This window comes from Streptomyces sp. NPDC029138 (assembly GCF_055564375.1).
In genome coordinates this window covers 125,297-151,781 of the sequence record NZ_JBVHWM010000011.1, presented here as the reverse complement: position 1 = coordinate 151,781, position 26,485 = coordinate 125,297, and the positions used below count along the sequence as shown (strand labels likewise).

The following is a 26,485-nucleotide window of genomic DNA, read 5'->3' as shown; positions in this document are numbered from 1 at the left end:
GAGGTCGTCGTCGGCGGGAGCCTCAGCGGTTGAGGCCGAGGTTGCCGAAGGCCGGGTTCAGCACGCCGATGACGTTCACGCTGTTGCCGACCGCGTTCACCGGGACGTGCACCGGAACCTGGGCGACGTTGCCCGAGCCGACACCCGGGGAGCCGATGGCCTCGCCGGCCGCGTGGGCGCCGCCGTGGGCGGAGGCCAGACCGGCACCGGCCGCCACCAGACCCCCGGCCACCATCGTCACGGCCGCTGCCCTCTTCAGGTTCTTCACTGTCAACCCCTCCTGGTCGTTCACCGCGGCGATCTCCGCGGCACGCACTGGAGAACGGCGGAGATCACCGGAGGGTGCGCCATCCGGGTGACATTCCCACGACGGTATGAATTCCGGTCCGGACCGTGACCCTCCGTGTTGCCACGGGTGAGGCGTTGGTCAGGGCGTCTCAGCCGGTCACGCCGTGGCGTACGGCCCACAGCGCGGCCTGGGTGCGGTCGGCGAGGTCCAGTTTCATCAGGATGTTGGAGACGTGCGTCTTGACGGTCTTCTCGGACAGGACGAGGGCGCGCGCTATCTCGCGGTTGGAGCGGCCGTCCGCGATCAGACCCAGCACCTCGCGCTCCCGCTCGGTGAGCGAACCGCCTCTGCCCTGGCCGGTGTTGGCCTCCTCCTGGGAGAGCAGGGCGCCGGCGACCTCCGGCTGGAGCAGGATGTGCCCGGCGTGCACGGAGCGGATGGCGCCGGCGAGGGCGTCGGGGTCCACGTCCTTGTAGACGTACCCGGCGGCGCCCGCGCGCAGGGCCGGGACGACCGTGCGCTGCTCGGTGAAGCTGGTGACGATGAGCACGCGCGCGGGGTTGTCGAGTTCGCGCAGTCTGCGCAGGGCGTCGATGCCGTCCACGCCCGGCATCTTGACGTCCATGAGGACGACGTCGGGCCGCAGTTCCTCGGCGCGGGCGACTCCCTCGGCACCGTCGGCGGCCTCGCCGACGACCTCGATGTCGTCCTGGACCTCCAGGAAGGTGCGCAGGCCGCGGCGGACGACCTGATGGTCGTCGACCAGCAGGACCTTGATCGATTCACCCACCGGGGACCTCCATCTCGATCGTGGTGCCCTTGCCGGGCGCGGAATCCACGGTCAGCGTGCCGCCGACCCCGCTCGCCCGGTCCCGCATCGAGACCAGGCCGAGGTGGCGTCCGGCGCGGCGGACCGCCGTGGGGTCGAAGCCGCTGCCGTCGTCGGTGACGCGCAGGACGGCTCCGTTGCCGCGCCGGTCCACGCTCACCTCGACCCGGTCGGCGCCGGAGTGGCGCAGGGCGTTGTGCAGGGCCTCCTGGGCGACCCGGAGCAGGGCCTCTTCCTGTGCGGCGGGCAGGGCGCGGAAGCCGTTGCTGCTGAAGGTCACGCGCGCGGAGTGGGCGCGGTCGAGGACCTGGGTCTGGGTGCGCAGGGTGGCGATCAGGCCGTCCTCGTCCAGCGCGGCGGGCCGCAACTCCACGACGGCGGCGCGCAGTTCGTCGGCGGCCTCGGCGGCGAGGGAGGCCACCTGGTGCAGTTCGCCCTTGGCGCGGGCGGGGTCGCGGTCGACGAGGGCGGCTGCCGCCTGGGCGGTCAGGCGCAGGGAGAACAGCTTCTGGCTGACCGCGTCGTGCAGTTCGTGGGCGAGGCGGGAACGTTCCTCGGCGATGGTCAGTTCGCGACTGCGCTCGTAGAGACGGGCGTTGGTCAGGGCGATGGCGGCGTGCTGGGCGAGGATGGAGAGCAGTTCCTCGTCGTCCTGGGTGAAGCCGCAGCTCCCTTCCTGCTTGGCGCAGTTCTTGTTGGCCAGGAACAGGGCGCCGATGACCTCGTCGCCGTCGCGGATGGGCAGGCCCAGGAAGTCGGCCAGGTCGGGGTGGGCGGACGGCCAGCCCTCGAAGCGGGGGTCCTTGCGCACGTCGGCGAGGCGCTCGGCCTTCGCCTCGCGCAGCATCGCGGCGAGGATGCCGTGCTGGCGCGGGAGCGGGCCGATGGCGCGCCACTGCGCGTCGCTGACGCCGTCCACGACGAACTGGGCGAAGCCGCCGTGGTCGTCGGGGACGCCGAGGGCGGCGCACTGCGCGTCGAGCAGCTCGCGGGCGGAGGCGACGATCGTCTTGAGGACGTCGCGCATCTCCAGGTGCCTGCTCATGGCCAGCAGCGCGGAACTCACCGCGGCGAGGCCGGACCGGGGGCCTTGACTCATGCTCCTCACGGTACCGGCGGGGTCCGACAGCGCGGATCGGACCGGTGGCGGCCGGACCCGGTCCGCTGGGCCTAGGGCCGGTGGCGTAGGCCGCCGGTACCGGGGCGCCGGTACCGGGGCGCCGGTACCGGGGCGCCGGTACCGGGGCGCCGGGCGTACGCCGAAGGGCCCCGGCGCTTTGCGGCCCGCGTCCGAGGCGGCCCGGCGGGCGCCGTTCCTAGGTTGAGGTCACCGCCCGAGGGAGGCGGTGAGCGACGAGGGACGGTAGTCATGCCGGTAGCGATCATCACGGGGGCCTCGAAGGGCCTGGGGCGGGCGCTCGCCGAGGCGCTGGGCGCGCGCGGCTGGGATCTGGTGCTCGACGCCCGGGGCGCCGACGCCCTCAAGGAGACCGCGGAGGCGGTCACGCGGCACGGTACGCGGGTGGTGGCGCTGCCGGGAGACGTCACGGACGGCCGGCACCGGGCCGAGCTGGTGGCCGCCGGGTGGCGGCTGGGCGGGGTCGACCTGGTGGTGAGCAACGCGAGCGCGCTCGGTGCCGAGCCGCTGGTGCGGCTGGCGGAGCTGCCGCTGGAGGGGCTGCGGCGGGCACTGGAGGTGAACGTGGTGGCGGCGCTGGGGCTGGTCCAGGAGGCGCTGCCGCTGTTGCGGGCGTCGACGGCGGGCACGGTGATCGTGGTCTCCTCGGACGCGGCGGCGGAGGCGTACGGGACGTGGGGCGGCTATGGCGCCTCGAAGGCGGCCCTGGACCAGCTCGCCGCGGTGCTCGGCGCGGAGGAGCCGGGGCTCAGGGTGTGGGCGGTGGACCCCGGGGACATGGCGACGGACCTGTATACGGCGGCCGTACCGGACGACGACACGCCGCGTCCGGCGCCCGCCGCTGTCGTACCGGCGTTCCTGCGGCTGCTGGACGAGCGTCCGGCGAGCGGGCGGTACGCGGCGCCTTCTCTGCTGGAGGCACGGTGACCGTGTCCACGGGGGTCTCCTCGCTCGGGCCGCGCGAGTGGGGGAAGGTTCCCGAGGAGCTGTCCGCGCGCGTGCCGGCCGAGCAGCGGGGGCCGGGGCTGGGCCGGGACGCCGTACGGCTGCTGGTGTCGCGCGGCACGGAGGTGGCGCACCACGCGTTCCGTGAGCTGCCGGGGCTGTTGCGGGCCGGGGATCTGCTGGTGGTGAACACCTCGCCGACGCTGGCCGCCGCGGTGGACGGGCGGATCGGGCACGCGCGCGTGGTGGTGCATTTCTCCACGCGCGGGGACGACGGGCGGTGGGCGGTCGAACTGCGGGAACCGGACGGGTGCGGTACCACGCGCGCGCGTGCGGGCTCGCCCGCGGGGACAGAGGTGTCGTTGCCGGGCGGGGGCCGGCTGCTGCTGGAGGAGCCGCTGAGCGCGCGGGGGGAGCGGCTGTGGTGGGCGCGGGTCGCCGGTGCGGACGTACAGGAGGTGCTGGAGGAGCACGGGCGGCCCATTCGCTACTCCTATACGAAGCGGGATCAGCCGCTGTCCGCTCACCAGACGGTGTTCGCGCTGCCCTCGCCGGACGGGTCGGGCAGTGCCGAGATGCCGAGTGCGGCCCGGCCCTTCACCGCGCGGCTGGTGGCGGAGCTGGTGAGCCGGGGGGTGCTGTTCGCGCCGGTGACGCTGCACACAGGGGTGTCGTCGGCGGAGGCGCACGAGCCGCCGTATCCGGAGCGGTTCGCGGTGCCGGAGGCGTCGGCGCGGCTGATCAACCTTGTCCGGGCGCGTCAGGAAGGGGACGCGCTTCCTCCGGGGAGACGGGCCGGCGGCCGGGTGATCGCGGTGGGGACGACGGCCGTGCGGGCCGTGGAGTCGGCCGCGGGGCCGGACGGGGTGGTGCGGGCGGCCGAGGGGTGGACGGATCTGGTGGTCACGCCCGGGCGCGGGGTGCGGGTGGTGGACGGGCTGCTGACCGGGCTGCACGAGCCGGAGGCCTCGCATCTGCTGATGCTGGAGGCGGTCGCCGGGCGGGCGGCGGTCGACCGTGCCTACCGGGAGGCGCTGGGCGCGCTCTACCTCTGGCACGAGTTCGGCGACGTCCATCTCATCCTCCCGGAGGAGAGCCCTCACACAGAGCATTGCGATGGCAACTAGCGGTGATATGGCATGCCGCTCAATGTGAGCCCGCGCATAGGGCCTGCATCACGTACTAAAGGGCATAGGAGATAAACGCCCCCACATGAACGGGACAGACGGTCCCGTCTGTCCTGTTTTGCCCTTCCCTGATCCACTATGGGGGATAGTACGTCACACCTTTGCCTGGGCATTTTGCGCCCGCTAAGAATTGCTTCCGTCGCTCAGCGCCGCGGGTTTTCCGCCCCGCGGCGTTCGTGTGGGAGGAGCCGATTCCCCCGGCGGACGCAGGAGCGACCTCCGCGCTATCGAAGAGGTCCATCAGCCATGCCCAAGAACATCCTCAACCGTGCTCATAGTCGTCAGCTGACCAAGCACCACAAGATCGCCGTCGCCGGTGTCACCGCACTCGGCACCGCCGCCCTCGCGTTCTCGGCCGGCCCGAGCAGCGCCGACACCGTCACCACCGGCGCCCCCGCCACGACCGCGCAGGTCGCCACCGGCACCGTCCTGAAGAACGTCAAGGGCACGGTGACGGACCAGCTCGCCGCGAAGAACATCAAGCTCGACACCTTCGCCGCGCAGAAGAAGGCCGCCGACGCTGCCGCCGCGAAGGCGGCCGCCGTCAAGCAGGCCGCCGCGAAGAAGGCCGCCGTCGACGCCGCCGTCAAGAAGGCCACGCAGGAGCGCGCCGTCACGGCCGCCGCGGGTCGCTCCGCCCAGCGTCTGCCGATGCAGCCGGTCGCCGCGAAGACGTACTCCAACAACCTGGACGGCTGGATCCGCCAGGCCCTGGGCATCATGAAGGCCAAGGGCATCCCGGGCAGCTACAGCGGACTGCACCGCAACATCATGCGGGAGTCCTCCGGCAACCCCATGGCCATCAACAACTGGGACATCAACGCCGTCAACGGCATCCCGTCCAAGGGTCTGCTCCAGGTGATCCCGCCCACCTTCCGGGCGTACCACGTCCCCGGCACCTCCTGGAACATCTACGACCCGGTCGCCAACATCACCGCCGCCGCCAACTACGCGGCCCACCGGTACGGCTCGATCGACAACGTCAACAGCGCGTACTGAGGCCACCGGCGCGGGACCTCAGCGACGTAACGCCGAAGGGCGGCACCCCCATCGCGGGGGCGCCGCCCTTCGGCGTCGTACGAGCGGGTACCCGGCACGGGTACGTGCGCGCGGTTACTTGCGCATGACCTCCGGCTCGTGGCGGCGCAGGAAGCGGGCCACGAAGAAGCCGCAGACCACGCCGAGCGCGATCAGTGCGATCATGTCCATGCTCCACGCGCCGACGGTGTGGTTCCACAGCGGGTCGTTGTCCCCGGCGGTCTCCGGCGGGCTGATCCGGTTGAAGTCCAGCGTGGCGCCGGCCGCGGCGACCGCCCAGCGGGACGGCATCAGGTACGAGAACTCGTTGACACCGACCGTGCCGTGCAGGGCGAACAGGCAGCCGGTGAAGACGACCTGGATGATCGCGAACATGACCAGCAGCGGCATGGTCTTCTCGGCTGTCTTCACCAGCGAGGAGATGATCAGGCCGAACATCATCGCGGCGAAGCCGAGCCCCATGATCGGCAGGGACAGCTCCAGCAGGGTGGCGTGCCCGAGGATGAGGCCCTGGTCCGGGATCTCGCGCCTGCCGAAGCCGATGACGCCGACCAGCAGCCCCTGGAACCCGGTGATCACGCCGAGCACGAACACCTTCGACATCAGGTACGCCGACCGGGACAGGCCGGTGGCGCGCTCCCGCTCGTAGATCACCCGTTCCTTGATCAGCTCGCGGACGGAGTTGGCGGCACCGGCGAAGCAGGCGCCGACGGCCAGGATCAGCAGCACGGTGGTGGCCGTGCCGTTGGGCACGATCTGGCCGGTCTGCGGGTTGGCGCCGTTGGGCAGCAGGCCGCGGTCCGGGTGGATCAGCAGGCTGACCGATCCGATGACGGCCGGCAGGAGCACCATCAGGGCCAGGAAGCCGCGGTCGGAGGCGATGACCGACACATAGCGCCGCACCAGGGTGACGAACTGGGAGAACCAGCCCTGCGGCTTGGGTGGCCTGATCGCCTGCATCGGCGACGTCTGGACCGCCTGCGGGGCGACCGAGTCGAGGTCCGCGGCGTACATCTGGTAGTGCTGCGAGCCCTTCCAGCGGCCCGCCCAGTCGTAGTCGCGGTAGTTCTCGAAGGCGGAGAAGACGTCGGCCCAGCTGTCGTAGCCGAAGAAGTTGAGTGCCTCCCCCGGCGGGCCGAAGTAGGCGACCGCACCGCCCGGCGCCATCACCAGCAGCTTGTCGCACAGCGCCAGCTCGGCCACCGAGTGGGTGACGACGAGGACCGTACGGCCGTCGTCGGCGAGGCCGCGCAGCAGCTGCATGACGTCGCGGTCCATGCCCGGGTCGAGACCGGAGGTCGGCTCGTCCAGGAAGATCAGCGACGGCTTGGTGAGCAGCTCCAGGGCGACCGACACGCGCTTGCGCTGGCCGCCGGAGAGCGAGGTGACCTTCTTGTCCCTGTGGATGTCGAGCTTCAGCTCGCGCAGCACCTCGTCGATGCGGGCGTCGCGCTCCTGCGCCGTGGTGTCGGCCGGGAAGCGCAGCTTGGCCGCGTACTTCAGGGCCTTCTTGACGGTCAGCTCCTTGTGCAGGATGTCGTCCTGCGGGACCAGACCGATGCGCTGGCGCAGCTCGGCGAACTGCTTGTAAAGGTTCCGGTTGTCGTACAGCACCTCGCCCTGGTTGGCGGGCCGGTAGCCGGTGAGCGCCTTGAGCAGGGTCGACTTGCCGGAACCGGAGGGGCCGATCACCGCGATCAGCGACTTCTCGGGTACGCCGAAGGAGACGTCCTTGAGGATCTGCTTGCCGCCGTCGACCGTGACGGTCAGATGGCGGGCCGAGAAGGAGACCTCACCGGTGTCGACGAACTCCTCGAGTCGGTCGCCGACGATCCGGAACGTGGAGTGGCCGACGCCGACGATGTCGGTCGGGCCGAGCAGCTGCGAGCCGCCCTTCGGGATCGGCTGGCCGTTGACGAAGGTGCCGTTGTGCGAGCCGAGGTCGCGGATCTCGAGGCGGCCGTCGGGCGTGGCGTGGAACTCTGCGTGGTTCCGGGAGACCTGGAGGTCGGAGACGACCAGGTCGTTCTCCAGGGCACGGCCGATGCGCATCACGCGGCCGAGTGCGAACTGGTGGAACGTGGTCGGGCTGCGGTCGCCGTAGACCGGCGGCGCCCCCGCGCCACCACCGGGCGTCTGCTCGGCGGGCCCGCCCTGCTGCTGCGGGAACGCGGGCGGCTGCTGCCAGCCGGCCTGGGGGGCCGGGTGCTGCGCGGGCGCCTGGTGGGGTACGGCCTGCTGCGAGGCGGGCTGCTGGTGCGCGGGCGCCTGCTGCGGGGTTGCCTGCTGGGCCCAGCCGGGTGCGCCGGCGCCCTGGGCCGCGTACGGCGCCGCCGTCTGCGCCGCCGTCTGCGCCGCCGCCTGCGCCGCCGCCTGTGGCTGCTGGCCGGGGCCGGAGACCGGTGCCGTGGTCGCCGACAGGTTCAGCCGCGGTCCGTCGGTCGCGTTGCCGAGGTGCAGCGACGAGCCGGGGCCGATCTCCATGTGCTGGATCCGCTGGCCCTGCGCGTACGTGCCGTTCGTGCTGCCGTGGTCCTCGATGACCCAGCTGCGGCCGTTGAAGCTGACCGTGGCGTGCCGCCAGGAGACCCTGGCGTCGTCGAAGACGATGTCCCCCTGCGGATCACGTCCGAGGATGTATGCCCTGGATGGATCGAGCGTCCAGGTATGTCCATTTGTTTCGAGTACGAGTTCCGGCACTCCATGCCCCACTGAGTTGTCCCCCGAGTTACCCCCGTCGCAGGGAGTCTAGGGATGTCGAACATCGTGGGGAACTATTTCAGGCTCGGCCCCTTGACCGAAACCCGGGCCTTGCCAAGGGCACCGGCGGGCGCTCCAACCCGCCCCGTGGGCATCCCGCGAGGGAGTCTGAGTCGCCGGCATGGCGGGCGTGGTGTCGCTGTCCTTCCTACGGTCCCTGGGCGCGGCGGGAGTTGTGATCGCGCCGGCCGAACTCCTCGCGCGGGTGGGCGCGGTGGCCGTGCTCTTCGGGGCGATGCTCGGCGGTCCGACCTGAGCCGGCTGCCGGACGGGCCGCGGGACGGCTGGCCTGCGACTGCCGGGCAGGAGGTGCACGGCGCCCCGGCCCTCGCCGGACCGCTCGACCTCCTCCCCCACTGCCCCGGAAACCGCGCCGGCGCGTTCCGTGGGTCTGCCGTTCCGGCTCCGGCGTGGGACCCTCGTGGTGGAGCCGGGCGGTACCGCGTCCCGCGGGGTCGTTTTCCGGTGGCAAGATCCTCGACACCGGGGCGACACCCATTGTTCCGTGTCCGTCAGGCGGACCTCGGCGGCGGGAGGCACTGGGTGCCGGATACGGTGGTGACACCATGAGCGCTTCGCAGACCTCCGCTTCGCAGACCCCCGAGGTCCCCACCCTCCTCGTCAAGATCTTCGGCAAGGACCGGCCGGGCATCACGGCCGGCCTGTTCGACACCCTTGCCGCCTACCTCGTCGACGTGGTCGACATCGAGCAGGTCGTCACCCGGGGCCGCCTCGTGCTGTGCGTGCTGGTGACCGAGCCGCCGGCCGGCCTGGAGGGCGACCTGCGGGCCACCGTGCACAGCTGGGCCGAGTCGATGAAGATGCAGGCGGAGATCATCTCGGGGCACGGCGACAACCGTCCGCGTGGCCTCGGGCGCTCCCTGGTGACCGTGCTCGGTCACCCGCTCACCGCCGAGTCGACCGCCGCGATCGCCGCCCGGATCGCGAAGGCCGGCGGCAACATCGACCGTATCTTCCGGCTGGCCAAGTATCCGGTGACGGCGGTCGAGTTCGCGGTGTCCGGCGTGGAGACCGAGCCCCTGCGCACGGCTCTCGCCTCCGACGCGGCGGCACTGGGTGTCGACATCGCGGTGGTCTCGGCGGGTCTGCACCGGCGCGCCCAGCGGCTGGTGGTCATGGACGTGGACTCGACCCTGATCCAGGACGAGGTCATCGAGCTGTTCGCCGCGCACGCCGGCTGTGAGGACCAGGTCGCCGAGGTGACGGCTGCGGCGATGCGCGGGGAGCTGGACTTCGAGCAGTCGCTGCACGCGCGCGTGGCGCTGCTGAAGGGGCTGGACGCGTCGGTGGTGGGGAAGGTGCGCGAGGAGGTCCGGCTGACGCCGGGCGCGCGCACACTGATCCGCACCCTGAAGCGGCTCGGCTACCAAGTGGGTGTCGTCTCCGGCGGATTCACCCAGGTGACCGATGATCTGAAGGAGCGGCTGGGCCTGGACTTCGCGCAGGCCAACACGCTGGAGATCGTCGACGGGAAGCTGACCGGCCGGGTCACCGGCGAGATCGTGGACCGGGCGGGCAAGGCGCGGCTGCTGCGCCGCTTCGCGGCGGAGGCCGGGGTGCCGCTGTCGCAGACGGTGGCGATCGGTGACGGCGCGAACGACCTGGACATGCTGAACGCGGCGGGCCTGGGCGTGGCCTTCAACGCGAAGCCGGTGGTGCGGGAGGCGGCGCACACGGCGGTGAACTTCCCCTTCCTCGACACGGTCCTCTACCTCCTCGGTATCACCCGGGAAGAGGTCGAGGCCGCCGACATGCACGACGACGAGGGCTGAGCGAAGCCCCGCCCGCGCCCGACGGCAGGGAGGGCGGCGCCCGCGTCCGGCTACCGGGAGGGCCCGGCGCCCTGTGGGGTGCCGGGCCCCTCGCCGTCCGGCGTGCCGCGTCGGCGCCGGGTCACACGGAGGGTGCCCAGTAGTCCACGAGGGTGGCCACGCCGGGCTCGACGCCCTTCCAGGGGCCGTCGAAGGACAGCAGGGCGAAGGCGGCGGCGGGGAACCCACGCCGCTCCATTCGTTCGCGGGCCTCGTCGTCGACCGCGCCGGCCAGGATGTCGGCCAGACCGTGCACGCCGGGGTTGTGGCCGATGAGGATCACGTTCCGCACCTCGTCCGGGACCTCGTTCAGCACGGCGATCAGCTCGCCGGGCGAGGCCTCGTAGACCCGCTCCTCGTAGACGGTTTTCGGCCGGTGCGACAGCTCGTGCACGGCGAGCTTCCAGGTCTCGCGGGTGCGGGTCGCCGTGGAGCACAGGGCCAGGTCGAAGGTGATGCCGGTGTCGGCCAGCTTGCGTCCGGCGACGGCGGCGTCCGTGCGGCCGCGCTCGGCGAGCGGGCGCTCATGGTCGGGGACCTGGGGCCAGTCGGCCTTCGCGTGCCGGAAGAGGACGATCCTGCGGGGTTCTGCGACGCTCATGTGACCCAGCTTCGCATGAAACAGGCCACCCGGCGCAGGGAGTTGACATGCGGATTCACCGCGTGAGGGGGCTTGCCGTCAGCGCGCGAGGAGCTGCTGGGCGCGCTCCAGGAGACGCGCGATCGCCGGGTCGCCGCTCGCCGCGTGGGCGTCCGACGGGTTCAGTATCAGCGCGAGCAGCACGAGGAACGCGAGGGCGGGCAGGGCGAGCGCCCACCAGGGCAGCCTGATGTCGACGCCGCCCGTGGTCGCCGGGTGGGGCCGGGAGTGGGTGCGGGCCGCCATGGTCGCCTCCGTGAGTCCTCGAGCGGGTCCGTGACCGCCTGGTGCGGTCACATCTCGAAGCTACGGAAACCGGGGCCGTCAACCCATCCGGAGTTCCACCCAGTTGACCCTGACCCTGGCCCCCTAGGGGACGGTGGGGCCAGCCCCACCATCCGCCCGGCAAACCCGGAGAACCGGGAGAACCCGGAAAACCGGCACAACCGGGCGAACCGGTGAAGCCGGGAGCGCCCCGGGCGCTGCCGTCACGGAGACGCGAGGGTCGCCACGACGGCGATGATCACGAAGATGGCGAGGAACGAGCCGAAGACGAGCAGCATCTTCTTCTGGCCGTTCTGCGGGTTCGGGTCGAGCACAGGCTGCATGCGCCCAGTCTCGCACCCCGCCCCCCGCACGGCCGCGCCGGGGGCACCCGGGCCGGGTCAGCGGGCCGCCTCCTCCTCCACCGTCCGGTCGCGGCCCGCCAGGAAGCCCACGACCATCTGCGGCACCATGAGGCCCGCCATGAGGGCGAGCGGCAGCCCCCAGCCGCCGCTCTGCTGGTAGAGCACGCCGACCAGCAGCGGGCCGGGGATGGAGATCAGATAGCCGGTGCTCTGGGCGAACGCGGACAGCTGGGCCACGCCCGGACCGCTGTGGGCCCGCATGCCGACCATCGTCAGCGCGAGCGGGAAGGCGCAGTTGGAGACGCCGAGCAGCAGGGCCCAGGCCCAGGCGCCGCCGGCCGGGGCGAGGTACAGCCCGGCGTAGCCGGCGAGGCCGCAGGCGCCCAGGACCAGCACGATCGGGCCCTGATGGGGCAGCCGGGTGGCGACCCTCGGGATGACGAAGGCCAGCGGCACGCCCATCACCATGGTGACGGCGAGCAGCACGCCCGCGGTGCCCGCCGGGACACCGGCGTCCCGGAAGATCTGGGGCATCCAGCCCATGGTGATGTAGGCGGCGGTGGCCTGGAGGCCGAAGAAGACGGCGAGGGCCCAGGCGGTGCGGCTGCGGGTGATGCGCAGCGGAGCGTGCTGTTCCGCCGCCCCGCGCGCGGGCTCCCCTCGCTGGGCGGTGGCGGTGCCGTGGTCCCGGACGAGCGGCAGCCAGGGCAGGACGGCGGCGACGGCGAGGGCGGCCCACACGGCGAGGCCGGACTGCCAGCCGCCCAGGGCGTCCGTCAGCGGGACGGTCACCGCGGCGGCGACGGAGGTGCCGAGGGCGAGGGCCATGGAGTACAGGCCGGTCATGGAGCCGACCCGGTCGGGGAACCAGCGCTTGACGATGACCGGCATCAGGACGTTGCTGACGGCGATGCCCATCAGGGCGAGCGCGCTGGCGGCCAGGAATCCGGCGGTGCCGCCGACGTACGGCCGTATGAGCAGGCCGGCGGTGATGGCGGCCATGCCGGCGCACACCACGGCGGCCGGTCCGAAGCGGCGGGCCAGGCGGGGCGCGGTGACGCCGAAGACGGCGAAGCACAGCGGGGGCACGGAGGTGAGCAGTCCGGCGACGCTGCCGCTCATGCCGAGCCCGTCGCGGACCTCCTCCAGGAGGGCGCCGAGGCTGGTGATGGCCGGGCGGAGGTTCAGCGCGGAGAGCACGATGCCGACGACGACCAGCCGGACCGCCCACGCGCGCGTGCGGCCGGCGCCGGGCGTCGTCTCCTGGGGGCGCGTCGCGGCCGTACCGCGTTCGGTCGATGACATCGCCGTACGGGTCTCCACTGTCCGGGTTTCCTCACTAGCCATGAGAGCCATCATAGAATCATGGGATGATTGGTTGTCCATCCTCGTGGCGCCCGTGGCCCGCGCGCCCGGGTCCGACGTGCGAAGGTGTGCCATGCCCCTGAGCCACCCGCGCCGTTCGGCGCTGTCCGAGCAGGTCATCGCCGAACTGCGCAACCAGATCACGTCCGGCGAGTGGCCGGTCGGGGCGCGGATCCCGACGGAGCCGGAACTGGTCGAGCAGCTCGGTGTCGCCCGTAACACCGTCCGCGAGGCCGTCCGCGCGCTCGCCCACAACGGTCTGCTGGACATCCGCCAGGGCTCGGGCACGTATGTGGTGGCCACGAGCGAGCTGGCCGGAGTGATGCACCGCCGTTTCGCCGGTGCCGACCCGCGGCACATCGCCGAGCTGCGGTCCACGCTGGAGTCGGCGGCGGCGAAGCTGGCCGCCGAGCGGCGCACCGAGAAGGACCTCAAGCAGCTGGACACGCTGCTGGCCCGGCGCGAGGAGGTCTGGGAGAGCGGCGACACGGAGGCCTTCGTGACGGCCGACGCCACCTTCCATCTGGCCGTGGTGGCCGCCTCCCACAACGACGTGATGACCGCGATGTACGCCGATCTGGGCGAGGTGCTGCGGGACTGGCTGCGCGCGGACGTCGGGACGGAGCTGACCCCGGAGACGTACATGGACCACACGCGCCTGATGGACGCGATCCGCGAGGGGGACGCCGAAGCGGCGGCGACGGAGGCCGCGAGCTATCCCTTCCTGTGCGACCCGGGGCGGTTCACCGCACCTTCTGGTGGCTGATCCACACCGAGTGGACTTCCTTCCAGCACCGGCCGGTCAGCCGTACGGTCATCGCGGCCCCGGCGTCCACCGGGGCGCTGTCGGTGTCGATGTCCCACCAGCGGTCGCACTCGATGTGCAGCCGCACACGATCGGTGTCGACATAGGGGTTGTGGCAGTAGGCCACCACATGCGAGCCCTGGACGGCCGTACGGCACGAGGCGCCGAACCGGCTCGGCGCGGGCGGCTTGCCGTCGCTCACGCGCGCGTGGGACAGCGCGTCGTACGGCAGGGACAGGACGAGGGCCAGGGCCACGGTCACCGGGGCCAGGCTGCGGGACAGGCGCACAAGGGAACCTCCTCGGCCGGGCGGCGGAGGGACGAGCGAGGGAAGGCGTAATCCAGGGTGCGCCGTCCGCGCGGCGGCGGCCCGGCCGGTGAGCCGAACGGGTGACACCGTCGCTGAACGGGTGACGCCCCGCTCCCCCGCGCGGCGGGGAACGGGGCGTCCGTGTGGTGCTGTGATCAGGCGCCGATGGCGTGCAGGCCGCCGTCGACGTGGATGATCTCGCCGGTGGTCTTCGGGAACCAGTCGCTCAGCAGGGCGACGACGCCGCGGCCGGCCGGCTCCGGGTCCTTCAGGTCCCACTCCAGCGGGGAGCGGCTGTCCCACACGGAGGCCAGCTCGCCGAAGCCCGGGATGGACTTGGCGGCCATGGAGCCGAGCGGGCCCGCCGAGATCAGGTTGCAGCGGATGTTCTGCTTGCCCAGGTCGCGGGCGATGTAGCGGCTGGTCGCCTCCAGGGCGGCCTTGGCCGGGCCCATCCAGTCGTACTGCGGCCAGGCGAACTGCGCGTCGAAGGTCAGGCCGACGACCGAGCCGCCGTTCTGCATCAGCGGCAGGCAGGCCATCGTGAGCGCCTTCAGGGAGTACGCCGAGACGTGCATGGCGGTGGCGACCGACTCGAACGGCGTGTTCAGGAAGTTGCCGCCGAGCGCGTCCTGCGGGGCGAAGCCGATGGAGTGGACGACGCCGTCGAGGCCGCCCAGCTCCTCGCCGACGAGGTCGGCCAGGCGGGCGAGGTGCTCGTCGTTGGTGACGTCCAGCTCGATGACCTTGGTGGGCTTCGGCAGCTTCTTGGCGATGCGCTCGGTCAGGGTGGGCCGCGGGAACGCGGTCAGGATGATCTCGGCGCCCTGCTCCTGGGCCAGCTTGGCAGTGTGGAAGGCGATGGAGGACTCCGTCAGCACGCCCGTGATCAGGATGCGCTTGCCCTCGAGGATTCCGCTCATGGTGATCAGTGACCCATTCCCAGTCCGCCGTCAACCGGGATGACGGCTCCAGTGATGTACGAGGCGTCGTCCGAGGTGAGGAACCGCACCGTCGCGGCGATCTCCTCGGGCTGCGCGTAACGGCCGAGCGGCACCTGAGAGACGATGTTCTGGCGCTGCTCGTCGGTGAGCGCCTTGGTCATGTCGGTGTCGACGAAGCCGGGCGCGACGACGTTGAAGGTGATGTTGCGCGAGCCCAGCTCCCGGGCGAGGGAACGCGCGAAGCCGACCAGGGCGGCCTTGGACGCGGCGTAGTTCGCCTGACCCGCCGAGCCGAGCAGGCCGACCACGGACGAGATCAGGACGACGCGGCCCTTCTTGGCGCGCAGCATGCCGCGGTTGGCGCGCTTGACGACGCGGAAGGTGCCCGTGAGGTTGGTGTCGATGACCGAGGTGAAGTCCTCCTCGGACATGCGCATCAGGAGCTGGTCCTTGGTGACGCCGGCGTTGGCGATCAGGACCTCGACCGGACCGTGCTGGTCCTCGATCTCCTTGTAGGCCTGCTCCACCTGCTCGGGGTCGGTGATGTCGCACTTGACGGCCAGGCAGCCCAATTCCGTCAGGGCGGCGGGCGGCTCACCCGAGCGGTACGTGATCGCGACCTTGTCGCCGGCGTCGGCGAATGCGCGGGCGATGGCGAGGCCGATGCCCCGGTTGCCTCCGGTGACGAGAACCGAGCGGCTCAACGGATCACCCTTTCGATAGCGGTTGCACACATCCGCCCGAACACCTGGATGACAGGCGGCTTCATCGAAAACCTATCGGTACCGCCACGCGCACGGGCAAGCGGGCACCGACAGTGGCGCGGGAGTGTCGCTGTCGGGTCCCTACAGAATGCGTCGTTCCGGGGACCGAAAGGTGTGGTCCCCCGGGCCGCTCCCGCGACATGATCGGAGCCGACAGGCCACGACAGCAGGGAGACCTCCGTGCCTCATTCCATCGACGAAGCCTTCACGGCGCTTCCCCTACGGGCCCTCGCCGACGCCGCGCTCGCACGCGCGCGTGCGCTGGGGGCCGAGCACGCGGACTTCCGGTTCGAGCGGGTGCGCAGCGCGTCCTGGCGGCTGCGGGACGCCAGGCCCGCCGGATCGTCGGACACCACGGACCTCGGGTACGCGGTCCGGGTCGTGCACGGCGGTACGTGGGGCTTCGCCTCCGGGGTGGATCTGACCATGGACGCCGCCGCCCGGGTCGCCTCGCAGGCGGTGGCCATGGCCAAGCTGTCCGCGCAGGTGATCAAGGCGGCCGGGTCCGACGAGCGAGTGGAGCTGGCCGGCGAACCGGTGCACTCCGACAAGACGTGGATCTCGTCGTACGAGATCGACCCGTTCTCGGTGCCGGACGAGGAGAAGTCCGCGCTGCTCGCGGAGTGGAGCGCGCGGCTGCTGGCCGCGCCGGGCGTCGACCACGTCGACGCCTCACTGCTCATCGTGCACGAGAACAAGTTCTACGCCGACACCGCCGGGACCGTGACCACCCAGCAGCGGGTGCGGCTGAACCCTCAGCTGACGGCCGTGTCGGTCGACGAGTCGAGCGGGGAGTTCGACTCCATGCGCACCATCGCGCCGCCGGTGGGGCGTGGCTGGGAGTATCTGACCGGGACCGGCTGGGACTGGGACGGCGAGCTGGAGCGCATCCCGGAGCTGCTCGCCGAGAAGATGCGGGCGCCGAGCGTGGAGCCGGGCCTGTACGACCTGGTGGTCGACCCGTCCAACCTGTGGCTGACCATCCACGAGTCCATCGGTCACGCCACCGAGCTGGACCGCGCCCTCGGCTACGAGGCCGCCTACGCCGGCACCTCCTTCGCCACCTTCGACCAGCTGGGCAAGCTGAAGTACGGCTCCGAGCTGATGAACGTCACCGGCGACCGCACCGCCGAGCACGGCCTCGCCACCATCGGCTACGACGACGAGGGCGTGGCGGCGCAGTCCTGGGACCTGGTGAAGGACGGCACGCTGGTCGGCTACCAGCTGGACCGGCGGATCGCGCGGCTGACCGGGTTCGAGCGGTCCAACGGGTGCGCGTTCGCCGACTCGCCGGCGCATGTGCCGGTGCAGCGCATGGCCAACGTCTCCCTCCAGCCGGACCCGGCCGGGCTGTCCACCGAGGACCTGATCGGCGGTGTGGACCGGGGCATCTACGTCGTCGGGGACCGGTCCTGGTCGATCGACATGCAGCGCTACAACTTCCAGTTCACCGGCCAGCGCTTCTTCAAGATCGAGAACGGGCGGATCACCGGGCAGCTGAAGGACGTCGCCTACCAGGCCACGACCACCGACTTCTGGGGCTCGATGGCCGCCGTGGGCGGGCCGCAGACCTATGTCCTCGGCGGTGCCTTCAACTGCGGCAAGGCCCAGCCCGGCCAGGTGGCGGCCGTGTCCCACGGGTGCCCGTCCGCCCTCTTCAAGGGCGTCAACATTCTGAACACCACGCAGGAGGCCGGTCGATGAGCGCCCGTACCCACAAGCCGCACGAGGTCGTCGAGCAGGCCCTGGCGCTGTCCCGGGCCGACGGCTGCGTCGTCATCGCCGACGAGCACTCCACCGCCAACCTGCGCTGGGCGGGCAACGCGCTCACCACCAACGGCGTGACGCGGGGCCGTACGCTCACTGTGATCGCGACCGTGGACGGCGCGCAGGGCACGGCCTCCGGTGTGGTGTCCCGGTCCGCGGTCACCGCCGAGGAGCTGGAGCCGCTGGTGCGGGCCGCGGAGGCCGCCGCGCGCGGCGCCGGGCCCGCCGAGGACGCGCAGCCGCTGGTCGGCGGGGTGCCGGAGTCCCCGGACTTCACGGACGCGCCCGCCGAGACCTCCTCCGCCGTGTTCGCCGACTTCGCCCCGGCACTCGGCGAGGCCTTCGCACGCGCGCGTGCGGGCGGCCGGGAGCTGTACGGCTTCGCCAACCACGAGCTGGTGTCGACGTACATGGGGACGTCCACCGGGCTGCGCCTCAGGCACGACCAGCCCACCGGCACGCTGGAGCTGAACGCCAAGTCACCGGACCGTACGCGCTCGGCGTGGGCCGGCCGGTCCACGCGGGACTTCAAGGACGTCGACCCGGGCGCGCTGGACGCCGAGCTGGCCGTGCGGCTCGGCTGGGCGGAGCGGCGCGTGGAGCTGCCCGCGGGCCGCTACGAGACGCTGCTGCCGCCGACCGCCGTGGCCGACCTGCTGATCTACCAGCTGTGGTCGGCGTCGGGCCGGGACGCGGCCGAGGGCCGGACGGTGTTCTCCAAGCCCGGCGGGGGCACGCGGGTCGGCGAGAAGCTGAGCGAGCTGCCGCTGACCCTGCGCAGCGACCCGAACGAGCCCGGCCTGGAGTGCCCGCCCTTCGTGGTCGCGCACTCCTCCGGCGGCGACCAGTCGGTGTTCGACAACGGGCTGCCGACCCACACCACCGAGTGGATCAGCGAGGGCGTGCTGAAGCACCTGACCACCACCCGGCACAGCGCGGGCCTGACCGGGCTGCCGGTCGCCCCGGTGCTCGGCAACCTGATCCTGGACGGCGGTGACGACCGTTCCCTGGAGGAGATGGTCGCGGACACCGAGCGCGGGCTGCTGCTGACCTGCCTGTGGTACATCCGCGAGGTCGACCCGGCGACGCTGCTGCTGACCGGCCTGACCCGGGACGGCGTCTACCTCGTGGAGAGCGGCGAGGTGACCGGGCAGGTGAACAACTTCCGGTTCAACGAGTCGCCGGTGGACCTGCTGGGCCGGGCCGCGGAGGCCGGGCGGACGGAGAAGACGCTGCCGCGCGAGTGGAGCGACTGGTTCACGCGGGCCGCGATGCCCGCGTTGCGCATCCCCGATTTCAACATGAGCTCTGTCAGTCAGGGCGTATAACCTCGTAGACGTTCGTGGTCGGGTGTCACCCGACCGCCCGAAGATCACCAAGGAGACACGAGAACCGTGACGGACATCGTCGACGAGCTGAAGTGGCGGGGGCTCATCGCCCTCTCCACGGACGAGGACGCACTGCGCAAGGCGTTCGCGGACGGCCCCGTCACGTTCTATTGCGGCTTCGACCCGACCGCGCCCAGCCTGCACCTCGGCAACCTCGTGCAGATCCTGACGATGCGCCGCATCCAGGAGGCGGGCAACCGTCCGCTGGCGCTGGTCGGCGGTGCCACGGGTCTCATCGGCGACCCGAAGCCCACGGCCGAGCGCACGCTGAACGCGCCGGAGGTCGTGGCCGGCTGGGTGGAGCGGCTGCGCGCGCAGATCGAGCCGCTGCTCCACTTCGACGGGCCGAACGCCGCGGTGATGGTCAACAACCTGGACTGGACCCAGGGCCTGTCGGCCATCGAGTTCCTGCGGGACATCGGCAAGCACTTCCGGGTCAACAAGATGATCGCCAAGGAGGCCGTCTCCCGCCGGCTCAACTCCGACGCGGGCATCAGCTACACCGAGTTCAGCTACCAGATCCTCCAGGGCATGGACTTCCTGGAGCTGTACCGGCGGCACGGCTGCACGCTCCAGACCGGCGGCAGCGACCAGTGGGGCAACCTCACCTCGGGCACGGACCTGATCCACCGGGTCGAGCCGGAGGCCGTGGTGCACGCGCTGGGCACCCCGCTGATCACCAAGGCGGACGGCACCAAGTTCGGCAAGACCGAGTCCGGCACGGTGTGGCTCGACCCCGAGATGACCACGCCGTACGCGTTCTACCAGTTCTGGGTCAACGCGGACGACCGGGACGTCTCCAAGTTCCTGCGCATCTTCAGCTTCCGGTCCCGGGAGGAGATCGAGGAGCTGGAGCGGCAGACGGAGGAGCGTCCGCAGGCCCGGGCGGCGCAGCGGGCGCTCGCCGAGGAGCTGACGACGCTGGTGCACGGCGCCGAGCAGACGGCCGCGGTGATCGCCGCGTCCCGCGCCCTCTTCGGGCAGGGCGAGCTTGCCGAGCTGGACGAGCGGACGCTGGCGGCGGCGCTGTCCGAGGTGCCGAACGTCCAGGTCAGCGAGCTCGCTCCGGTGGTGGACCTGTTCGCCGAGGTCGGGCTGGTCGCCAGCAAGTCCGCCGCGCGGCGGACCGTGAAGGAGGGCGGGGCCTACGTGAACAACGTGAAGGTCACGGCCGAGGACGCGGTGCCGTCCGCCGGGGATCTGATTCACGGGCGGTGGCTGGTGCTGCGGCGCGGGAAGAAGAACCTGGCCGCGGTGGAGGTCACAGGCGCCTGAGCGTCGTGGGGGGGATGCCGACGACTGCTGCCGCGTTGTGGCTGGTCGCGCAGTTCCCCGCGCCCCTTTGGCCGCGCTGTCCTCAGGGCGTTCGAAAGCTCAGGCCCGCTGGTGTTTCCGCTTGCCCAGGGTCGCCATGTAGAGGGCGTCCACGGCCGCGACGATGATGATCGCGGCCACGAGCTGGAAGATGTGGCGGCTCCAGTCGATGCCGCGGGTGGCCTCCACGCCGGCCGCGCGGGCGACCGCGTTGCCGACGATGGCGCCCAGCATGCCGCAGATCGTGGTCAGCCACAGGGGGCTGTGCTGCTTGCCCGGGATGATCGCCTTGGCGATGAGGCCCAGCACGAATCCCACGATGATCGCCCACAACCAGCCCATGGCTGCCTCCTTGAACGGCTCGACGTGAGCATTACGGCCAGTGTGATTCGGTCCGCAGTACGGCGCATGTCGGGTTCCCCCGTACGCGGCGGGGCGGGAAGCGTCGTCGCAGGCTGGGGGCGACCCGGTCTCGAAGGCGGCGCGGGCACGGCGTAACGTGGAAGATGTCCCGGCCGGATCCCCGCCGGAGGTGGACGAGGGTGTGCGGGCCGGGGAGAGTCCGATGCGGGCGGATGGTGGAATGTGATGCGGAAACAGCACGGCGGCAGCGTCCAGGTGTTCCGGATCACCGGCGCCCGGACCGGACTCGCCGAGGATGTCCGGGGCCGGCAGCGGCGGTACGTGATCTCCATGTCGATCCGTACCCTGTCGGTGATTCTCGCGGTCTCACTGTGGAACGTCGAGCGGTACGTCGCCATCGTCGCGCTCGTGCTCGGCGCGGTCCTGCCCTACATCGCCGTGGTGATCGCCAACGCGGGCCGGGAGAGGCCGCCGTCTCTGCCGTCCACGTTCGTCACCGCGCCGATGCGGCCGATGATCGCGCCGTCGATGGCCGAGGACGGACGGGCGGAATCCGCGCGGGAGTCCGTGCGGGAATCCGCACCGGGGGACGTGCCGACGAATCCGGCAGCCGGAGCGCGTGGTGAGCGCGCCGACCCGGTCTGAGCAGCGCGCACGCGACGGAAAGCGGAATGCGACCATGCGCCAAGCTCAAGAAAAGCTCAGATCAATCGTGCTGTTCCGGTGCCGGGCGGCAGGGTACCCGTGACATACTGCGTACGCGCTCCGCATCCCCCGTCGGAGCGATGGACCGACGCCGGGCAGCTCCCCCCGTGGCTGCCCGGCGTCGCCTTGTTTGAGCCCCTCATACACGCCCCTTCAACCCGAGACGAATCCGTGAGTGACGAGACCCCGATCTGCTCCGCCAAGGGCTGCCGTGCCGCCGCCGAGTGGGTGCTGGCGTGGAACAACCCGAAGGTCCATACACCGGAGCGGCGCAAGACATGGCTGGCCTGTGAGGAGCACCGCGAGCATCTGTCGCAGTTCCTCGGGGTCCGGGGGTTCCTGAAGGACGTGGTGGCGTTCGAGGAGTGGCGGGCGGCCGAGGGGGCCTAGCCGCCGATCGCGGACATCGGGCGGTCCGGCTGGACGAACGACGGGTCGTCCAGGCCCGCTCCCGCCTTCTTGCCCCACATCGCCAGGCGCCAGATGCGGGCGATCTCCTCGTCCGGGGCGCCCGAGCGCAGGGCCGCGCGCAGGTCGGTCTCCTCGGTGGCGAACAGGCAGGTGCGTATCTGGCCGTCGGCGGTGAGGCGGGTGCGGTCACAGGCCGCGCAGAACGGCCGGGTGACCGACGCGATCACGCCGACCCGGTGCGGGCCGCCGTCCACCAGCCAGCGCTCCGCCGGTGCCGAGCCGCGCTCGTCCGCGCCCTCCGGGGCGAGGTCGAAGCGGGTGCGCAGGGAGGCGAGGATGTCCCCCGCGGTGACCATGCCCTCGCGCTTCCAGCCGTGCTGGGCGTCCAGGGGCATCTGCTCGATGAAGCGCAGCTCGTAGTCGTGCTCCACCGCCCAGGCGAGCAGGTCCGGGGCCTCGTCGTCGTTCAGCCCCGGCATCAGGACCGAGTTGACCTTGACGGGGGCCAGACCGGCTTCGCGGGCGGCTTCCAGGCCCTCCAGCACGTCCTTGTGGCGGTCGCGGCGGGTGAGGGTCTTGAAGACGTCCGGGCGGAGGGTGTCCAGGGAGACGTTGACCCGGTCCAGGCCCGCCGCCTTCAGGGCGGTCGCGGTGCGCCTGAGGCCGATGCCGTTGGTGGTGAGGGACATCTGGGGGCGCGGGTCGAGGGCCGCGACCCGCTCGACGATGCCGACCAGGCCCGGGCGCAGCAGCGGCTCGCCGCCGGTGAAGCGGACCTCCTCGATGCCGAGCGTGCGGACCGCGATGTCGATGAGCCGGACGATCTCGTCGTCGGTGAGCAGGTCCGGCTTGGCCAGCCACTGCAAGCCCTCCTCGGGCATGCAGTAGGTGCAGCGCAGATTGCAGCGGTCGGTCAGCGAGACCCTCAGGTCGGTGGCCACTCGGCCGTAGGTGTCGATGAGCACGTGGGCCCCCTCCCTCTCCCGGTCACTCATTTTCGGTCGCGCGTGCGTCGTCCGTCACCTGTGAGCCTACGTGACGCCGCCGACATCGACAGCGGCCCGATCCCACGAGGTACGACGCGACCGCGTCGTAGGACCGTACAGTCCGGCACGACGCGGTCGTCCGTACGCACTCCGGACGCACTCTCCGTGCGCTCCGTCAGTGCGCTCCGGTGCCGGTCAGGGACCGCACCTCCAGTTCCGCGTACTTGCCCGTGTCCGGGGTCTCCTTCGACAGCAGGGTGCCCACGACGCCGAGCAGGAAGCCGACCGGGATGGAGATGATCCCGGGGTTCTCCAGCGGGAACCAGTGGAAGTCGACGTCGGGGAACATCGAGGTCGGCTTGCCGGAGACCACCGGGGAGAACAGCACCAGGCCGACCGCGGTGACCAGGCCGCCGTAGATGGACCACAGGGCGCCCGTGGTGGTGAACCGCTTCCAGAACAGGCTGTAGAGGATGGTCGGCAGGTTGGCGGAGGCGGCGACCGCGAAGGCGAGGGCGACCAGGCCGGCCACGTTCAGGTCGCGGGCCAGGGCGCCGAGCACGATGGAGACCGCGCCGATGCCGACGGTCGCCCAGCGGGCCGCGCCGATCTCCTGCTTCTCGGTGGCCTGGCCCTTCTTGATGACGTTCGCGTAGATGTCGTGCGCGAACGAGGACGACGAGGCCAGGGTCAGGCCGGCGACGACCGCGAGGATCGTGGCGAAGGCTACGGCGGAGATGGTGGCGAGCAGGATGGCTCCCCAGTTGGAGTCGATGCCGCCCAGATGCAGGGCCAGGAGCGGCGCCGCCGTGTTGCCCGCCTTGTTGGAGGCGATGATCTCGTCCGGTTTGATCAGTGCGGCGGCGCCGAAGCCGAGGGCGAGGGTCATCAGGTAGAAGGCGCCGATCAGGCCGATCGCCCAGATGACGGACTTGCGGGCGGCCTTGGCGGTGGGGACCGTGTAGAAGCGGATCAGGATGTGCGGCAGGCCGGCGGTGCCGAGGACCAGGGCGATGCCGAGCGAGAGGAAGTCCAGCTTGGTGGTGCCGGTGGCGCCGTACTTCAGGCCGGGTTCCAGGAAGGCGCTGCCCTTGCCGCTGTTGTCGGCGGCCTTGCCGAGCAGCTCGGAGACGTTGAAGTCGAACTTCAGCAGGACGAGGAAGGTCAGCAGCAGGGCGCCGACGATCAGCAGGACCGCCTTGACCATCTGGACCCAGGTGGTGCCCTTCATGCCGCCGATGGTGACGTACACGATCATCAGCACGCCGACCAGGGCGACGATGCCGATCTTGCCGCCGTCGCTGGTGATGCCCAGGAGCAGGGAGACCAGGACGCCTGCGCCGGCCATCTGGGCCAGCAGGTAGAAGATCGACACGACGATCGTGGAGGTGCCGGCGGCCGTGCGGACGGGGCGCTGGCGCATCCGGTAGGCCAGCACGTCGCCCATGGTGTAGCGGCCGGAGTTGCGCAGCGGCTCGGCGACCAGGAGCAGGGCGACGAGCCAGGCGACGAGGAAGCCGATGGAGTACAGGAAGCCGTCGTAGCCGAACAGGGCGATGGCGCCGGCGATGCCGAGGAAGGACGCGGCGGACATGTAGTCGCCGGAGACGGCGAGGCCGTTCTGGAAGCCGGTGAACTGCCGTCCGCCGGCGTAGAAGTCGGCGGCGTCCTTGGTCTGCCGGCCGGCCCAGATGGTGATGACGAGGGTCGCGGCGACGAACACCGCGAACAGGGTGATGATCAGCGTCCGGTGCTCGCTCGCCTCCCCGGCGGCGAGCACGGTGTGCGATGCCCGGCCGGTGGCCGACAGGGTGTACTGCGCGGGGCTCATGCTCCGCCCTCCATCCGGGACTTGATGGCCTCGGCCTTCGGGTCGAGCTTGGCCGCGGCGTGCCGCGCGTACCACCAGGCGATGAGGAACGTGGTGAGGAACTGGGCGAGGCCCAGGACGAGGGCCACGTTGATGTTGCCGACGACCTTGGTGCCCATGAAGTCGCCCGCGTAGTTGGACAACAGGACGTACAGCAGGTACCAGGCGATGAAGGCGATGGTCAGCGGGAAGGCGAAGGAGCGGTGGGCGCGGCGCAGTTCACCGAACTCCGCGCTCTGCTGTACCTCGGTGAACTCCTCGGTGGAGGGAAGGGAAGCTGGGGGTTTCGCGGGTGGCGGTGTCTCGGTAGCCACGGGCTCTCCTCGCGTCACGGACATGCGCTGTCGGGCTTCACAGAACCGGGGATCATGTTACGGGTAGTCGCCGCACGACTCCGTTGTGTGATTCCGGCGCGGGGGGCGCCTGCGTTGACGGGCCCCCCGTCCACGGTCACGGCGCCCCGCGCGGACCGGTTCAAGTCCGCCGGACTCTTTCGGAGATCGGGCGCGGCAGATAGCTTCGGCCTGCACCACCCGTCATGTACCTGCCCGAACACGACCGTGTCCGGGCGGTTTCGTATCCGGATGATGTGGAGATCCCATGGCTCATCTGCGCTCCAGACGCCGGCTCGCGCTCGCCGTGCCGGTCGTGCTGTCGCTGACCGCCTCGCTCGGCTTCCTGCCGTCGGCGGCCTCGGCGGCACCCGCCGCGGACACGGTGGCGCGGGCGGCGGACGGCCCGAATCTCGCCTACGTGGTCAACACCCGTACGGACGACCGCACGATCGCGTCCGTGCGGCGGGAGATCGTGCGCAACGGCGGCACGGTGGTGGCCGGTTACGACCGGATCGGCGTCATCGTCGTGCACTCCGCGAACCCGGACTTCGCCGCGCGGATGCGGGCGGTGCGCGGGGTCGACTCGGCGGGCGCCACCCGCACCGCGCCGCTGAGCGCGGCCGGGACGACCGACGAGGGCGCGGCGCAGATGCTGTCCCGGGCGGAGCGGGCGCGGCTCGCGGCGAGCGCGACGGCGGGCGAGGAGCCGCTGGAGGCGGACCAGTGGGACCTGCGGGCGATCGGCGCCGACCGGGCCGCGAAGGTGAATCCGGGCAGCCGGAACGTCACGGTCGGGGTCATCGACACGGGCGTGGACGACACCCACCCGGACATCGCCCCGAACTTCTCCGCGTCCCAGTCGGCGAACTGTGTGAGCGGCAAGGCGGACACGACGTACGGCGCGTGGCGGCCGGCGGACGCCGACCACTACCACGGCACCCATGTGGCCGGTGAGATAGCCGCCGCCCGCAACAACGTCGGCGTGGCCGGTGTGGCGCCGGGGGTGAAGGTCGCGAGCATCACGGTGGCGCAGCCGGACGAGACGTCGCTGTTCTACCCGGAGAGCGTGGTCTGCGCGTTCGTGTTCGCCGCGGACCACGGCATCGAGATCACGAACAACAGCTATTACGTTGACCCATGGCTGTACAACTGCATGGACGACCCCGATCAACGTGCCATCGTTGACGCGGTCAACAGGGCCCAGTTGTACGCCCAGCGCAAGGGCACGCTCAATGTCGCCTCGGCGGGCAACTCAAACCACGACCTGGACGCCGACGCCATCGTGGACGACTCCAGCCCCGACGACTCGACGACCCGGATCCGCACGATCGACCCGCACGAGTGCTTCGACATACCGACCCAGCTGCCCGGTGTGGTCACCGTGAGCGCGGTGGGCGTGAAGGGCACCAAGTCGTACTACTCCAGCTACGGCCAGGGCGTGGTCGACGTGGCGGGGCCGGGCGGCGACAAGTACCAGATCCCGGACACGCCGTCGAAGAACGGCCGCATCCTGTCCACCATGCCGAACAACCAGTACGGCTTCCTCCAGGGCACCTCGATGGCCTCCCCGCACGTGGCCGCGGTGGCCGCGCTGCTCAAGTCGGCCCACCCGCACGCCACTCCGGACCGGTTGCGGGCGCTGCTGAAGGCCCAGGCGGACAACCCGGGCTGCCCGGCCGGGCCGTACGACGGTGACGGCGACGGGGTCGTGGACGCGACCTGCGCCGGCGGCGAGCGGGTCAACGGTTTCTACGGCTTCGGTGTCGTCAACGCGCTGCGCGCGGTCGAGTAGCCGTCCGGCAGCCCGCACGTCGCCGTCATCTGACGGCGCTCCACCACGACTTCCCGCACGACGCGCACGTACCGCGACC

General features: G+C 71.3%; 27 protein-coding genes. 12 read left to right on the top strand and 15 right to left on the bottom strand.

Annotated elements, in window-relative coordinates:
• Nucleotides 1-22: 22 nt before the first annotated feature.
• The 3 genes from ACZ4WH_RS13355 to ACZ4WH_RS13345 form a co-directional block, all read right to left on the bottom strand.
• A complete protein-coding gene (locus ACZ4WH_RS13355) occupies nt 23-268 on the bottom strand; it encodes a chaplin (protein ID WP_468179769.1) in 246 nt (81 codons plus the stop codon).
• 169 nt (nt 269-437) lie between these two features.
• Entirely contained in the window at nt 438-1,079 is a 642-nt protein-coding gene (locus ACZ4WH_RS13350) for a response regulator (RefSeq protein WP_468179767.1), read from the bottom strand.
• A complete protein-coding gene (locus ACZ4WH_RS13345; protein ID WP_468179766.1) occupies nt 1,072-2,217 on the bottom strand; it encodes a GAF domain-containing sensor histidine kinase in 1,146 nt (381 codons plus the stop codon). The genes ACZ4WH_RS13350 and ACZ4WH_RS13345 overlap by 8 nt, the downstream gene beginning before the upstream one ends.
• Before the next feature lie 270 nt (nt 2,218-2,487).
• On the opposite strand from ACZ4WH_RS13345, the gene ACZ4WH_RS13340 reads away from it, so the two are divergent.
• The 3 genes from ACZ4WH_RS13340 to ACZ4WH_RS13330 all read left to right on the top strand — a co-directional run bounded on the left by ACZ4WH_RS13340 (nt 2,488) and on the right by ACZ4WH_RS13330 (nt 5,387).
• Nucleotides 2,488-3,183 carry an SDR family NAD(P)-dependent oxidoreductase gene (locus ACZ4WH_RS13340; protein WP_468179764.1) on the top strand — a complete coding sequence of 232 codons (696 nt, stop codon included), beginning with the start codon at nt 2,488-2,490 and terminating at the stop codon, nt 3,181-3,183.
• Nucleotides 3,180-4,328: an S-adenosylmethionine:tRNA ribosyltransferase-isomerase gene (locus tag ACZ4WH_RS13335; RefSeq protein ID WP_468179762.1), complete on the top strand. Its 1,149-nt coding sequence runs from the start codon at nt 3,180-3,182 to the stop codon at nt 4,326-4,328. The genes ACZ4WH_RS13340 and ACZ4WH_RS13335 overlap by 4 nt, the downstream gene beginning before the upstream one ends.
• Nucleotides 4,329-4,634: 306 nt before the next feature.
• Nucleotides 4,635-5,387, top strand: a complete 753-nt coding sequence (locus tag ACZ4WH_RS13330) for a transglycosylase SLT domain-containing protein (protein WP_468179760.1) — start codon at nt 4,635-4,637, stop codon at nt 5,385-5,387.
• Between the two features lie 114 nt (nt 5,388-5,501).
• On the opposite strand, the gene ACZ4WH_RS13325 is transcribed toward ACZ4WH_RS13330, so the two are convergent.
• On the bottom strand, nt 5,502-8,126 hold the full coding sequence (locus tag ACZ4WH_RS13325; RefSeq protein ID WP_468179758.1) for an ABC transporter ATP-binding protein/permease: 2,625 nt from the start codon (nt 8,124-8,126) through the stop codon (nt 5,502-5,504).
• A 181-nt stretch (nt 8,127-8,307) separates the two neighbouring features.
• Here ACZ4WH_RS13325 and ACZ4WH_RS13320 point away from each other — a divergent pair, with 181 nt between their 5' ends.
• On the top strand, nt 8,308-8,442 hold the full coding sequence (locus tag ACZ4WH_RS13320; RefSeq protein ID WP_468179756.1) for a hypothetical protein: 135 nt from the start codon (nt 8,308-8,310) through the stop codon (nt 8,440-8,442).
• A gap of 310 nt (nt 8,443-8,752) precedes the next feature.
• Nucleotides 8,753-9,979, top strand: coding sequence for a phosphoserine phosphatase SerB (gene serB, locus ACZ4WH_RS13315; protein ID WP_468179754.1), 1,227 nt, complete (start codon nt 8,753-8,755; stop codon nt 9,977-9,979).
• 121 nt (nt 9,980-10,100) lie between these two features.
• On the opposite strand, the gene ACZ4WH_RS13310 is transcribed toward serB, so the two are convergent.
• The 4 genes from ACZ4WH_RS13310 to ACZ4WH_RS13295 form a co-directional block, all read right to left on the bottom strand.
• On the bottom strand, nt 10,101-10,619 hold the full coding sequence (locus ACZ4WH_RS13310; RefSeq protein ID WP_468179752.1) for a SixA phosphatase family protein: 519 nt from the start codon (nt 10,617-10,619) through the stop codon (nt 10,101-10,103).
• Nucleotides 10,620-10,697: 78 nt separating this feature from the next.
• The gene (locus ACZ4WH_RS13305) at nt 10,698-10,904 is read right to left on the bottom strand and encodes a hypothetical protein (protein WP_468179750.1); all 207 of its coding nucleotides are present in this window, start codon (nt 10,902-10,904) and stop codon (nt 10,698-10,700) included.
• 242 nt (nt 10,905-11,146) lie between these two features.
• On the bottom strand, nt 11,147-11,266 hold the full coding sequence (locus tag ACZ4WH_RS13300; protein WP_263982356.1) for an SGM_5486 family transporter-associated protein: 120 nt from the start codon (nt 11,264-11,266) through the stop codon (nt 11,147-11,149).
• 57 nt (nt 11,267-11,323) lie between these two features.
• Nucleotides 11,324-12,592, bottom strand: coding sequence for a CynX/NimT family MFS transporter (locus ACZ4WH_RS13295; RefSeq protein ID WP_468179791.1), 1,269 nt, complete (start codon nt 12,590-12,592; stop codon nt 11,324-11,326).
• A 133-nt stretch (nt 12,593-12,725) separates the two neighbouring features.
• On the opposite strand from ACZ4WH_RS13295, the gene ACZ4WH_RS13290 reads away from it, so the two are divergent.
• Nucleotides 12,726-13,418 carry a FadR/GntR family transcriptional regulator gene (locus ACZ4WH_RS13290; protein WP_468179748.1) on the top strand — a complete coding sequence of 231 codons (693 nt, stop codon included), beginning with the start codon at nt 12,726-12,728 and terminating at the stop codon, nt 13,416-13,418.
• Here the strand turns inward: ACZ4WH_RS13290 and ACZ4WH_RS13285 are convergent.
• From ACZ4WH_RS13285 to fabG, 3 genes are all read right to left on the bottom strand, one after another.
• Nucleotides 13,396-13,746: a hypothetical protein gene (locus ACZ4WH_RS13285; protein ID WP_468179745.1), complete on the bottom strand. Its 351-nt coding sequence runs from the start codon at nt 13,744-13,746 to the stop codon at nt 13,396-13,398. The genes ACZ4WH_RS13290 and ACZ4WH_RS13285 overlap by 23 nt on opposite strands.
• 176 nt (nt 13,747-13,922) lie before the next feature.
• Nucleotides 13,923-14,690: an enoyl-ACP reductase FabI gene (gene fabI / locus ACZ4WH_RS13280; RefSeq protein WP_468179743.1), complete on the bottom strand. Its 768-nt coding sequence runs from the start codon at nt 14,688-14,690 to the stop codon at nt 13,923-13,925.
• A gap of 5 nt (nt 14,691-14,695) precedes the next feature.
• Complete coding sequence (gene fabG / locus ACZ4WH_RS13275; protein WP_468179741.1) at nt 14,696-15,415, bottom strand: 3-oxoacyl-[acyl-carrier-protein] reductase; 720 nt, start codon at nt 15,413-15,415, stop codon at nt 14,696-14,698.
• 240 nt (nt 15,416-15,655) lie between these two features.
• Here fabG and ACZ4WH_RS13270 point away from each other — a divergent pair, with 240 nt between their 5' ends.
• The 3 genes from ACZ4WH_RS13270 to tyrS all read left to right on the top strand — a co-directional run bounded on the left by ACZ4WH_RS13270 (nt 15,656) and on the right by tyrS (nt 19,905).
• A complete protein-coding gene (locus ACZ4WH_RS13270) occupies nt 15,656-17,179 on the top strand; it encodes a TldD/PmbA family protein (RefSeq protein WP_468179740.1) in 1,524 nt (507 codons plus the stop codon).
• Nucleotides 17,176-18,570 carry a metallopeptidase TldD-related protein gene (locus ACZ4WH_RS13265; RefSeq protein WP_468179739.1) on the top strand — a complete coding sequence of 465 codons (1,395 nt, stop codon included), beginning with the start codon at nt 17,176-17,178 and terminating at the stop codon, nt 18,568-18,570. Before ACZ4WH_RS13270 ends, ACZ4WH_RS13265 begins: the two co-directional genes overlap by 4 nt.
• Nucleotides 18,571-18,636: 66 nt before the next feature.
• Nucleotides 18,637-19,905 (top strand): tyrosine--tRNA ligase, encoded by a 1,269-nt coding sequence (gene tyrS, locus ACZ4WH_RS13260; protein ID WP_468179738.1) that lies wholly within the window; start codon nt 18,637-18,639, stop codon nt 19,903-19,905.
• 99 nt (nt 19,906-20,004) lie between these two features.
• Here tyrS and ACZ4WH_RS13255 read toward each other — a convergent pair whose 3' ends face one another.
• On the bottom strand, nt 20,005-20,286 hold the full coding sequence (locus ACZ4WH_RS13255) for a GlsB/YeaQ/YmgE family stress response membrane protein (RefSeq protein WP_356130125.1): 282 nt from the start codon (nt 20,284-20,286) through the stop codon (nt 20,005-20,007).
• 246 nt (nt 20,287-20,532) lie between these two features.
• Here ACZ4WH_RS13255 and ACZ4WH_RS13250 point away from each other — a divergent pair, with 246 nt between their 5' ends.
• Together ACZ4WH_RS13250 and ACZ4WH_RS13245 are read left to right on the top strand one after the other, a co-directional pair.
• Nucleotides 20,533-20,952 carry a DUF3099 domain-containing protein gene (locus ACZ4WH_RS13250; RefSeq protein WP_468179737.1) on the top strand — a complete coding sequence of 140 codons (420 nt, stop codon included), beginning with the start codon at nt 20,533-20,535 and terminating at the stop codon, nt 20,950-20,952.
• Nucleotides 20,953-21,183: 231 nt separating this feature from the next.
• Complete coding sequence (locus ACZ4WH_RS13245) at nt 21,184-21,402, top strand: hypothetical protein (protein ID WP_468179736.1); 219 nt, start codon at nt 21,184-21,186, stop codon at nt 21,400-21,402.
• On the opposite strand, the gene moaA is transcribed toward ACZ4WH_RS13245, so the two are convergent.
• The 3 genes from moaA to ACZ4WH_RS13230 form a co-directional block, all read right to left on the bottom strand.
• Nucleotides 21,399-22,388: a GTP 3',8-cyclase MoaA gene (gene moaA / locus ACZ4WH_RS13240; protein WP_468179735.1), complete on the bottom strand. Its 990-nt coding sequence runs from the start codon at nt 22,386-22,388 to the stop codon at nt 21,399-21,401. The genes ACZ4WH_RS13245 and moaA overlap by 4 nt on opposite strands.
• A gap of 196 nt (nt 22,389-22,584) precedes the next feature.
• Nucleotides 22,585-24,240 carry a solute symporter family protein gene (locus tag ACZ4WH_RS13235; protein ID WP_468179733.1) on the bottom strand — a complete coding sequence of 552 codons (1,656 nt, stop codon included), beginning with the start codon at nt 24,238-24,240 and terminating at the stop codon, nt 22,585-22,587.
• Nucleotides 24,237-24,593 (bottom strand): DUF485 domain-containing protein, encoded by a 357-nt coding sequence (locus ACZ4WH_RS13230; RefSeq protein WP_468179731.1) that lies wholly within the window; start codon nt 24,591-24,593, stop codon nt 24,237-24,239. Before ACZ4WH_RS13230 ends, ACZ4WH_RS13235 begins: the two co-directional genes overlap by 4 nt.
• Nucleotides 24,594-24,879: 286 nt before the next feature.
• On the opposite strand from ACZ4WH_RS13230, the gene ACZ4WH_RS13225 reads away from it, so the two are divergent.
• Nucleotides 24,880-26,406 carry a S8 family peptidase gene (locus ACZ4WH_RS13225; RefSeq protein WP_468179729.1) on the top strand — a complete coding sequence of 509 codons (1,527 nt, stop codon included), beginning with the start codon at nt 24,880-24,882 and terminating at the stop codon, nt 26,404-26,406.
• The last annotated feature ends 79 nt before the right edge of the window (nt 26,407-26,485 follow it).